Consider the following 9,960-nt stretch of genomic DNA (forward strand, 5'->3'; position numbering starts at 1 on the left):
GTCCTGGGCGCCGTCTACTTTGTCGTGGCGGTCAAGCGGGTGCGCGGCATGCGCCTGATCGGCCTGGCGCGCAACGAACGCAAGGCCAAGCAGGCCGCGCCCGCGGCCGTGGCCAACCGGCAGGGCCGGGCCAGCGACCCGCGGCGACCTTCCTGAAGAAACAAGACATGAGCGATGTGACGATCTACACCGACGGTGCCTGCAAAGGCAACCCGGGCCCGGGCGGCTGGGGCGCCTGGCTGCGTGCCGGCGAGCATGAAAAAGAACTCTGGGGCGGCGAGAAGCTGACCACCAACAACCGCATGGAACTGACCGCGGTGATCCAGGCGCTGAGCACGCTGAAGCGGCGCTGCACGGTGGCCATCTACACCGACAGCGAATACGTGCGCAACGGCATCATGACCTGGATCCACGGCTGGAAAAAACGCGGCTGGCGCACGGCCGACGGCAAGCCGGTCAAGAACGTCGAGCTCTGGCAGGCACTGGAAGCGCAAGTGCTGCAACACGACGTGACCTGGCACTGGGTCAAGGGCCACGCAGGCGACCCAGGCAACGAGCGCGCCGACGCGCTGGCCAACCGCGGCGTGACCTCGTCGTCAAGCTGAGTCGGGGTGGTTCCGCGAAGAGGTAGAACAGGGCGGCATCAGCCGAGCGCAGGGCCGCCCCAAGCCGGATGACGGCCCGCTTGGCGGGTGGGGTTCCATTCAGCCACCGATGTAGTGCATCTCGACGCGGCGTTCCGCTTCTGAGTCGGTGCTGTTCAGCGCTCGAAGCTCCGAATAGCGGTCATTGCGGCCTTGCCAGATCGCCTGGATGCGCTCGGCAAGTGCCGCGTCGGCAGCGCCTTCGCGCAGCAATTGCCGCAGATCGTACCCGCGGCTGGCGAACAGGCAGAGGTAGAGCTTGCCTTCGGTCGACAGCCTGGCGCGGTTGCAATCGCCGCAAAATGCCTGGCTGACGCTGGAGATCAGGCCGATTTCGCCGCGGCCGTCGGCATAGGCCCAGCGCTGCGCGGTTTCGCCGGGCGCGCTGGCGGGCAGCGGCTGCAGCGACCAGTGTGCCGACAGCCGTGTCAGCAGTTCGGCCGAGGGCAGCACTTCGTCCAGCTGCCAGCGGTTGGTGGCACCCACGTCCATGAACTCGATGAAGCGCAGCGTGACCAGCGGGCCGTAGTGCTCACGCATGTGGCGGGCCATCGGCACGACCTGGTGGTCGTTGACGCCGCGCTTGACCACCATGTTGACCTTAATCGGTCCCAGGCCGGTGGCCAGTGCGGTGTCGATGCCGTGCAGCACATCGGCCACGGGAAAGCCCACGTCATTCATGCGCTGGAACACGCCGTCGTCCAGTGCGTCCAGGCTGACGGTGACGCGGCGCAGGCCGGCGTCGCGCAGGGCTTGCGCCTTGCGGGCCAGCAGCGAGCCATTGGTCGTGAGCGTGATGTCCAGGGGCTGGCCGTCCGGGCTGCGTAACTCGGCCAGTTGCCCCACCAGGTTTTCCAGGTGCTTGCGCAGCAGTGGCTCGCCTCCGGTCAGCCGCAGCTTGCGCACGCCCAGCAAAGCGAACTGCCGCGCCAGCCGCGAGATCTCTTCAAAGCTCAGCAGCGCTTCATGCGGCAGGAATTGGTAGCGCGAATCAAAGACTTCGCGCGGCATGCAGTAGCTGCAGCGGAAATTGCAACGGTCGGTGACCGAGATGCGCAGGTCGCGCAGCGGGCGCTGCAGGCTGTCCAGCACCAAGCCATGTGAAGCCGCGGCGACGGGCACCACGGCAGGTGGCGCCAGGTCGCGCCAGTCGGCCACAGGAATCACGCGTTTGGACATCGTCTCATTGTGCCCGTGCATTGCAAGGTCGGCGGCTGCGAGGGGCATCGCGCTGGAAGCGATGAAGACAAAGAAAGGCCCGCATCTGCGGGCCTGGGCGGTCTTGGATGAGCGAGGGTGGCTCAGTGGCGGTCGGTGGGGGCCACCGTGACCGGCTCGGCCGCGCCGATCTGCGGCACACGACGCGCGCCATTGAAGCGTTTGGCCCAGTAGGAGTAGTGCATGTCCTCGACCCGCACCTCGCCGCCAGCGCGCGGAGAATGAATGAACTTGCCGTCGCCCACGTAAATGCCGACGTGCGAGAACGCATGGCGCAAGGTATTGAAGAACACCAAGTCGCCTGGCTTCAGGTCCGATTCCTTGACGGCCAGCAGGCCTGGGGCGCGGGCTTGTTCGTCTGCACGGCGCGGCAGCACCAGGCCGATGCTGTTCTCGAAAATGTGGCGGGTGAAGCCAGAGCAGTCGAAGCCTTCTTCGGCGGAGGTGCCGCCGCGGCGGTAGCGCACGCCAATGAAGTTCATGGCCGACAGCACCAAGTCGGATGCTGTGTCGCGCACCTGCGAGAGCAAGGAGTGTTCGCCATTGCTGCCAACGACCGGCAGCATGCCGCGCTCTTCCAGCAAGCGCATGACAGGATCAGGATTGGCGGCGTCAGGGGCGGCTTGGACTGCCTGGCTCGCAAAGAGCAGCATCAGCAGCGAAAACAAGCACAACAAGACGAGTCGGGGACTCGGCTGGCTGACCCGGCCAGCGGGGAACTCAGGAGAATGCACGCGGGCAAGAATAGACAAGCAAGCTAGGGGTGTCAAGCCGAAAAAGCCAGGAAAAATCATGCCTGACAAACCCTTAGCACAGATTGCCGCAGCTTTTTGTCACCAATGCCTTGTTGACTCGTGGACCTGGGGTTGGCAGATGAAGTCATGTTTTTGCTGCACTGCACAGCAAAACGGGGTCGATCGGCCCCGTTTTGAATGTGAGCCCGGTTTACCCGGGTGCCGACCGGCTTCAGCGGTGTGTTAGAGCACCTCGGAGGCAAAGTCCGCCAGGCGCGAGCGTTCGCCTCGGGCCAGCGTGATGTGGCCCGAGTGCGGCCAGCCCTTGAAGCGGTCGACTGCGAAGGTCAGGCCGGACGAGCCTTCGGTGAGGTAAGGCGTGTCGATCTGTGCCAGGTTGCCCAGGCAGACGATCTTGGTGCCCGGGCCCGCGCGGGTGATCAAGGTCTTCATCTGCTTGGGCGTCAGGTTCTGCGCCTCGTCGATGATGACGAACTTGTTCAGGAAGGTGCGGCCGCGCATGAAGTTCAGGCTCTTGATCTTGATCTTCGAGCGCACCAGGTCGTTGGTCGCGGCGCGGCCCCATTCGCCGGCCGAGTTGTCGCTCTTGGCCAGCACTTCCAGGTTGTCGTCCAGTGCGCCCATCCATGGGCCCATCTTTTCTTCCTCGTTGCCGGGCAGGAAGCCAATGTCTTCACCCACAGGCACGGTGACCCTGGTCACGATGATCTCGGTGTAGCGGCGGTCTTCCATCACCTGGCTCAAGCCCGCGGCCAGCGTCATCAGCGTCTTGCCGGTGCCTGCGGTGCCGGTCAGTGTGATGAAGTCGCACTCCGGGTCCATCAGCAGGTTCAGCGCAAAGTTCTGCTCGCGGTTGCGTGCAGTCACGCCCCAGATCGAGTTTTTGGCATGCGTGTAGTCGCGCAGCGTCTTCAGCACGGCCGTCTTGCCGGTGATCTCGTTGACGCGCGCGTACAGCGGCGCTTCGCCCGGCACTTCCAGGAAGACAAACTGGTTGACCATCAGCACCGGCACCAGCGGGCCGCTGATGCGGTAGAAGGTGTGGCCGCCCTGGTTCCAGCTTTCCATGGTCTTGCCATGGCGCTCCCAGAAGTCCGCCGGCAAGGCCATCACGCCGGTGTAGAGCAGGTCGCCGTCTTCCAGCGTCTTGTCGTTGAAATAGTCCTCGGCAGCCAGGCCCATCGCACGGGCCTTGATGCGCATGTTGATGTCCTTGGACACCAGCACGACCTCGCGCTCCTTGCTGTGCTGCTCGCGCAGCGACTGCACCACACCCAGGATCTGGTTGTCGGCCTTGCCCTGCGGCAGGCCGGCCGGCAGTTTGGCGTCCAGGAAGGTGGTCTGGAAGAACAGCTTGCCGCCGGCTTCGCGGTGGCCGGTCTTGGCCAGCGGCACACCTGCAGCCGGGTCCAGGCTGTCGCCGGCCAGCGCATCGAGCTCGCGGCTGACCTGGCGCACGTTGCGCGAGACCTCGCTCATGCCCTTCTTGTGGCCGTCGAGCTCTTCGAGCGTGATCATCGGCAGGTAGATGTCGTGCTCGTCGAAGCGGTAGATCGACATCGGGTCGTGCATCAGCACGTTGGTGTCCAGCACGAACAGCTTGGCCGGGCCGGTGTGGCGCGGCTTGCGGGGTTTGGATTGGGCCGCCGGGCGAGCCGGGGCGGTGCTCTTCTTGGCCGCGGCCTTCGTGGGCATGCCGGTGGGCGCGGCGGCAACCGGCGCCGGGTCGGCGCGCAGTTCGAGTGCTGGCGTGCGTTCGTCGGCCGCCGGTGCGGCGGCCTTGGTGGGCTGGCGGGAGGGCTTGGGTGCTGCCTGGGTGTCGTAAGCGGCAGCGGGGAGGAAGGATGCGCGAGAGGCAGGGGGCTTGGGCAGAGGCATGGACAGCGGTGATTGGATCGAAAGCAGGTTCAGAAACAAAAAAGCCGCACAGGAAGCTGTGCGGCTTTTGGCTGGATGCGCGACGCGTTGATCTCGGGCATGAACCCATTATGCACAACTCGCCGGCCCTGGAAAGCGGCTTGCGCCGCTGGCTTTCAGGCTGCTGTTTTCAGTTCCTTCAGCGCCTTCAGTACTTCGTCCACGTGGCCCGCGACCTTGATGCCGCGCCACTCGGCGCGCAGCACGCCTTTTTCGTCGATCAGGAAGGTGGAGCGTTCAATGCCCTTGACCTTCTTCCCATACATGATCTTGTTCTTGACCACGCCAAACATGTGGCACAGCTTTTCTTCGGTGTCTGCAATCAGCTCGAAGGGCAATTCAAGGTTTTGCTTGAACTTGTCGTGCGAAGCCATGTTGTCGCGCGACACACCAAATACAACCGCACCAGCCTTGACAAATTCCTTGTGCTGGTCGCGGAACTGCATGGCTTCGGTCGTGCAACCGGGCGTGTTGTCCTTGGGATAGAAATACAGGACCACGGCCCGACCGTGAAACGCCTGCGGGGTGAACTTCACACCGCCGGTGGCTTGCGCTTCAATTTCCGGAAGATGTTTATTGAGGGCTGGCGTCATGAGGATCGTGTCTTCTAGCGGGCGCCCCGGGAGGCATCACTCGACATTATAGATTGAAGCGGACATATTCCTGGCTCCGGCTCGCACCAGAATGTCTCGGGGTCAGCCCTGAATCGAGCTTCAGGCGGCCGGCGCCAACAGGATTGCGCCCACCACCTTGCGGCCCTCGTTGACCAGCACGTTGTAGGTGCGGCAGGCGGCGCCGGTGTCCATGGTTTCGATTCCGATGCGCCGCTCGATCAGCGCGCGGTACAGCTGCGGCGGGACAAACGACAGCTTGGGCCCGCTGCCGAAGATCACCAGTTCGGGCTGCAGCGTCAGGATCTGCTCGAAGTGCGCAGCGGTCAGTTCGGCCGGCGAGTTGGCATGCCAGGGCTGGACTTCGCCGTGCCAGGGCACCAGCACGCTGTGCGTGAACGGCGTCTGGTGCACCCACAGGCGGTCGGCATCAAGCCGGGAGATGGCATTCACGCCTTCGAGTTGATCGGGCTGGAATTTCAATCGACTTCCTTTGGGCGTTGGGGTGACCTGAGCGGCCAGCGGCAGATGGCAGCGTGGGCTGCGGCTACGTGTTTCGGCAGGCTTGGCTTCGCTTGTTGCGAAGGCCTCGGAACAGGCCTTTTCACAGGGTGTCTATGGTTAAATTATAGGTTTCCCACAGGAGACAACGGTTTGAAACCGATTGCCAAGTCCAGCAAGCTCGCCAACGTTGGCTACGACATCCGTGGCCCTGTGCTGGACAAAGCCAGGCAGATGGAGGAAGAGGGCCACAAGATCATCAAGCTGAACATTGGCAACGTGGCCGCGTTTGGCCTGGAGCCGCCCGACGAGATCGTGCAGGACATGATCCGCAACCTGCCCAATGCCGCCGGGTACACCGATTCCAAAGGCCTGTTTGCGCCGCGCAAGGCGGTGGTGCACTACTGCCAGGAAAAGAAGATCGCCGGCGTCACGGTGGACGATGTCTACCTCGGCAATGGCGCCTCCGAACTGATCTCGATGAGCATGAACGCGCTGCTGGACAGTGGCGACGAAGTGCTGATCCCGTCGCCCGACTATCCGCTCTACACCGCAGTGGTGTCGCTCTCGGGTGGCACGCCGGTGCACTATCACTGCGACGAAGGCTCTGGCTGGCTGCCGGACCTGGCCGACATGCGCGCCAAGATCACGCCGCGCACCAAGGCGCTGGTGCTGATCAACCCCAACAATCCCACCGGTGCGCTCTATCCCGACGAGATCCTGCAAGGCATGGTCGACATCGCGCGCGAGCACGAGCTGGTCGTCTTCTCCGACGAGATCTACGACAAGACCTTGTACGACGGCGCCACGCACACCAGCATCGCCTCGCTGGCCGACGACGTGCTGTTCCTGACCTTCAACGGCCTGAGCAAGAACTACCGTTCCTGCGGCTACCGGGCTGGCTGGATGATCGTCTCGGGCAACAAGAAGCGCGCCAAGGACTACATCGAGGGCCTGAACATGCTGGCCTCCATGCGCCTTTGCGCCAACACGCCTGGCCAGCTCGCGATCCAGACCGCACTCGGCGGCTATCAGAGCATCAAGGACCTGGTGGCGCCTGGCGGCCGGCTGGCACGCCAACGCGACCTGGCCTACGAACTGCTGACCCAGATCCCGGGCGTCAGTGTCGTCAAGCCCAAGGCTGCGCTCTACATGTTCCCGCGACTGGACCCGAAGCTGTACCCCATCGCCGACGACCAGCAGTTCGCCTACGAACTGCTGGCCGAGGAAAAGGTGCTGATCGTACAGGGCACCGGTTTCAACTGGATCGCGCCGGACCATTTCCGCGTCGTCTTCCTGCCCAACACCGACGACCTCACCGAAGCCGTGGGCCGCATCGCCCGCTTCCTTGACGGCTATCGCAAGCGACATTCCGCCTGAGTTTTTTCCACGAGCATTGTTTTCATGAAACCCATCCAGGTTGGCCTGATTGGCCTGGGCACCGTCGGTGCCGGCGTCTTCCACGTGCTCTCCCGCAACCAGGAAGAGATTCGTCGCCGGGCCGGCCGTGGCATCGAGCTGGTCGCCGTCAACCGGCGCAACCTGGACCAGGCCCGCGCCATCGTCGGCGACAAGGCCGAGGTCGTCGCCAATGCGCGCGACATCATTGCCAACCCGGCCATCGACATCGTCATCGAGCTGGTTGGCGGCACCACGCTGGCCAAGGAACTGGTGCTCGAAGCCATTGCCGCCGGCAAGCACGTGGTCACGGCCAACAAGGCGCTGCTGGCGGTGCACGGCACGGAGATCTTCGCCGCTGCGCATGCCAAGGGCGTGATGGTCGGCTTCGAGGCTGCTGTCGCCGGCGGCATTCCCATCATCAAGGCGCTGCGCGAGGGCCTGACCGGCAACCGCATCGAATGGATCGCCGGCATCATCAACGGCACGACGAACTTCATCCTCAGCGAGATGCGCGACAAGGGGTTGGACTTCGCCACCGTGCTGAAGGAAGCCCAGCGCCTGGGCTATGCCGAAGCCGACCCGACCTTCGACATCGAAGGCGTGGACGCCGCGCACAAGCTGACCATCATGAGCGCCATCGCGTTCGGCGTGCCAGTGCAGTTCGCCAAGGCCCACATCGAAGGCATCACCCAGCTGCAGGCGACCGACATCCGCTACGCCGAACAGCTCGGCTACCGCATCAAGCTGCTGGGCATCACGCGCCGGCGTGACAGCGGGATTGAATTGCGGGTGCACCCCACGCTGGTGCCGGCCAAGCGCCTGATCGCCAACGTCGAAGGCGCGATGAACGCCGTGGTGGTGCAGGGCGATGCCGTCGGCACCACGCTGTATTACGGCAAGGGCGCAGGCGCCGAACCCACCGCTTCGGCCGTGGTGGCCGACCTGGTCGACATCACCCGCCTGCACACCGCCGACCCGGACCACCGCGTGCCGCACCTGGCCTTCCAGCCGGACGCGCTGGCCGACACGCCCATCCTGCCGCTGAGCGAAGTGCAGACCTCGTTCTACCTGCGCCTGCGTGTGGCCGACGAGCCGGGCGTGCTGTCCAGCATCACCACCATCCTGGCCGAGCACAACCTGTCCATCGATGCCGTGCTGCAGCGGGAGTCCAACGAAGGCGAGAAGCAGACCGACCTGATCATCCTGACGCACGACACGCTGGAAGGCCGCATGCGCGCCGCGCTGGCGCAGATGCAGGCCCTGCCCACCGTGCTGGGGCCCATCGTCAGCATCCGCAAGGAAGAGCTCGCCTGAGCCGGACAACGCCCATGCTTTACATCAGCACCCGTGGCGACAAGACCGAGCGCCGCTTCTGCGAGATCCTGCTCGAAGGCCTGGCGCCCGATGGCGGGCTCTACCTGCCTGTCGTCTACCCGAAGGTCGACAGCACGACGCTGGCGCGCTGGCGCGGCCTGTCGTATGCAGAACTGGCCTTCGAGATCCTGTCGCTCTACATCGACGACATTCCCGCCGCCGACCTGAAAGCCTTGGTCCACAAGACCTACACCCCCGCCGTGTTTGGCAGCGAAGCCATCGTGCCGCTGCGCGCGTTGGGCGACAGCGGGCTGCAGATCGAAGCCCTGTCCAACGGCCCGACGCTGGCCTTCAAGGACATGGCGATGCAACTGCTGGGCAACCTGTTCGAGTACGAACTGGCGCGCCGCGGCGAACAGCTCAACATCCTCGGCGCCACCTCGGGCGACACCGGCAGCGCGGCCGAATACGCGATGCGCGGCAAGCGCGGCGTGCGCGTCTTCATGCTCAGCCCACATGGCCGCATGAGCCCGTTCCAGCAGGCGCAGATGTTCAGCCTGCAGGACGAGAACATCCACAACATCGCCGTGGAGGGCGTGTTCGACGATGCGCAGGACATCGTCAAGGCCGTGTCGAACGACCTGGCCTTCAAGCGCCAGCACAAGATCGGCACCGTCAACTCGATCAACTGGGCGCGCCTGCTGGCGCAGGTCGTCTACTATTTCGCCGGGTACTTTCAAGCGACGAAGCAGGACAGCGAGCAGGTCAGCTTTGCCGTGCCCTCGGGCAATTTCGGCAACGTCTGCGCCGGCCACGTCGCCCGCATGATGGGCCTGCCGATCAAGCAGCTGGTCGTGGCCACCAACGAGAACGATGTGCTGGACGAGTTCTTCCGCACCGGCACCTACCGGGTGCGTGGCAGCGCAGACACCTACGAGACCAGCAGCCCGTCAATGGACATTTCCAAGGCCTCGAACTTCGAGCGCTTCATCTTCGACCTGCTGGGCCATGACGCAGGAGCGGCAGAGCGCACCCGCACGCTGTTCCGCGAAGGCAGCTTCACGCTGTCGGCCGCAGAAAAAGCCCGCTTCGCCGAGTTCGGATTTGTCTCCGGCAAGAGCACGCATGCCGACCGCGTGGCGACCATCCGTGCCACCTGGCAGCAGCACCACGACATGATCGACCCGCACACGGCCGATGGCGTGAAGGTCGCTGCCGAGCACGTCGAAGCCGGCGTGCCGATGATCGTGCTGGAGACCGCGCTGCCGGCCAAGTTCGCCGAGACCATCCGCGAAGCGCTGGGCCGGGAGCCGAGCCGGCCCGCGGCCTTGGCCGACATCGAACTGCTGCCCAAGCGCTTCAGCGTGATGAAGCCCGACGTTGCCGCAGTCAAGTCCCTCATCGAGCAGCATTGCGCCTGACCGCCATGAGCACCACCGCTGCCCACCCGCCGATGATGACCCTGGACGAGGCGCTGCAGCGCCTCACGTCTGCTGCGGCCCAGCACCGCCTGCAGGCGCAGGAAGCCGTGCCGACCGCGCAGGCGCTGGGCCGTGTGCTGGCCTCGCCGGTGCAGTCCACGCTGGACGTGCCGCCCGC

At 64.7% G+C, this 9,960-nt stretch carries 9 protein-coding genes; 4 read left to right on the forward strand and 5 right to left on the reverse strand.

What is annotated here, in order from left to right; genetic code table 11:
* Positions 1–167 precede the first annotated feature (167 nt).
* Positions 168–605, forward strand: a complete 438-nt coding sequence (gene rnhA / locus FKP22_RS11745) for a ribonuclease HI (protein WP_141287681.1) — start codon at positions 168–170, stop codon at positions 603–605.
* Between the two features lie 99 nt (positions 606–704).
* On the opposite strand, the gene moaA is transcribed toward rnhA, so the two are convergent.
* The 5 genes from moaA to FKP22_RS11770 all read right to left on the reverse strand — a co-directional run bounded on the left by moaA (position 705) and on the right by FKP22_RS11770 (position 5,628).
* On the reverse strand, positions 705–1,823 hold the full coding sequence (gene moaA / locus FKP22_RS11750; protein ID WP_141287682.1) for a GTP 3',8-cyclase MoaA: 1,119 nt from the start codon (positions 1,821–1,823) through the stop codon (positions 705–707).
* A 122-nt stretch (positions 1,824–1,945) separates the two neighbouring features.
* Entirely contained in the window at positions 1,946–2,452 is a 507-nt protein-coding gene (locus FKP22_RS11755; RefSeq protein ID WP_375140575.1) for a C40 family peptidase, read from the reverse strand.
* A 387-nt stretch (positions 2,453–2,839) separates the two neighbouring features.
* Positions 2,840–4,495 carry a PhoH family protein gene (locus tag FKP22_RS11760; protein ID WP_141287684.1) on the reverse strand — a complete coding sequence of 552 codons (1,656 nt, stop codon included), beginning with the start codon at positions 4,493–4,495 and terminating at the stop codon, positions 2,840–2,842.
* A gap of 155 nt (positions 4,496–4,650) precedes the next feature.
* Positions 4,651–5,127, reverse strand: a complete 477-nt coding sequence (locus FKP22_RS11765) for a peroxiredoxin (RefSeq protein ID WP_141287685.1) — start codon at positions 5,125–5,127, stop codon at positions 4,651–4,653.
* A gap of 120 nt (positions 5,128–5,247) precedes the next feature.
* Positions 5,248–5,628, reverse strand: coding sequence for an Mth938-like domain-containing protein (locus tag FKP22_RS11770; protein ID WP_141287686.1), 381 nt, complete (start codon positions 5,626–5,628; stop codon positions 5,248–5,250).
* A 171-nt stretch (positions 5,629–5,799) separates the two neighbouring features.
* Between FKP22_RS11770 and FKP22_RS11775 the strand changes: the two genes are divergently transcribed.
* From FKP22_RS11775 to thrC, 3 genes are read left to right on the forward strand one after another with little or no spacing between them, the layout of a single operon-like run.
* Positions 5,800–7,026: a pyridoxal phosphate-dependent aminotransferase gene (locus tag FKP22_RS11775; protein WP_141287687.1), complete on the forward strand. Its 1,227-nt coding sequence runs from the start codon at positions 5,800–5,802 to the stop codon at positions 7,024–7,026.
* A gap of 24 nt (positions 7,027–7,050) precedes the next feature.
* The gene (locus FKP22_RS11780) at positions 7,051–8,361 is read left to right on the forward strand and encodes a homoserine dehydrogenase (protein ID WP_141287688.1); all 1,311 of its coding nucleotides are present in this window, start codon (positions 7,051–7,053) and stop codon (positions 8,359–8,361) included.
* Between the two features lie 14 nt (positions 8,362–8,375).
* Positions 8,376–9,782: a threonine synthase gene (gene thrC / locus FKP22_RS11785; protein WP_141287689.1), complete on the forward strand. Its 1,407-nt coding sequence runs from the start codon at positions 8,376–8,378 to the stop codon at positions 9,780–9,782.
* Positions 9,783–9,960 lie beyond the last annotated feature (178 nt).

It is taken from the genome of Ideonella azotifigens, assembly GCF_006519715.1.
In the GTDB taxonomy this organism is placed as follows: domain Bacteria; phylum Pseudomonadota; class Gammaproteobacteria; order Burkholderiales; family Burkholderiaceae_C; genus Ideonella; species Ideonella azotifigens.

Excerpts from the sequence above, each read along its gene's own strand:
- moaA (WP_141287682.1), bottom strand. The coding sequence starts at position 1,823 with ATGTCCAAACGCGTGATTCCTGTGGCCGACTGGCGCGACCTGGCGCCA.
- FKP22_RS11760 (WP_141287684.1), bottom strand. The coding sequence starts at position 4,495 with ATGCCTCTGCCCAAGCCCCCTGCCTCTCGCGCATCCTTCCTCCCCGCT.
- FKP22_RS11755 (WP_375140575.1), bottom strand. The coding sequence starts at position 2,452 with ATGCGCTTGCTGGAAGAGCGCGGCATGCTGCCGGTCGTTGGCAGCAAT.
- FKP22_RS11780 (WP_141287688.1), top strand. The coding sequence starts at position 7,051 with ATGAAACCCATCCAGGTTGGCCTGATTGGCCTGGGCACCGTCGGTGCC.
- FKP22_RS11765 (WP_141287685.1), bottom strand. The coding sequence starts at position 5,127 with ATGACGCCAGCCCTCAATAAACATCTTCCGGAAATTGAAGCGCAAGCC.
- thrC (WP_141287689.1), top strand. The coding sequence starts at position 8,376 with ATGCTTTACATCAGCACCCGTGGCGACAAGACCGAGCGCCGCTTCTGC.
- rnhA (WP_141287681.1), top strand. The coding sequence starts at position 168 with ATGAGCGATGTGACGATCTACACCGACGGTGCCTGCAAAGGCAACCCG.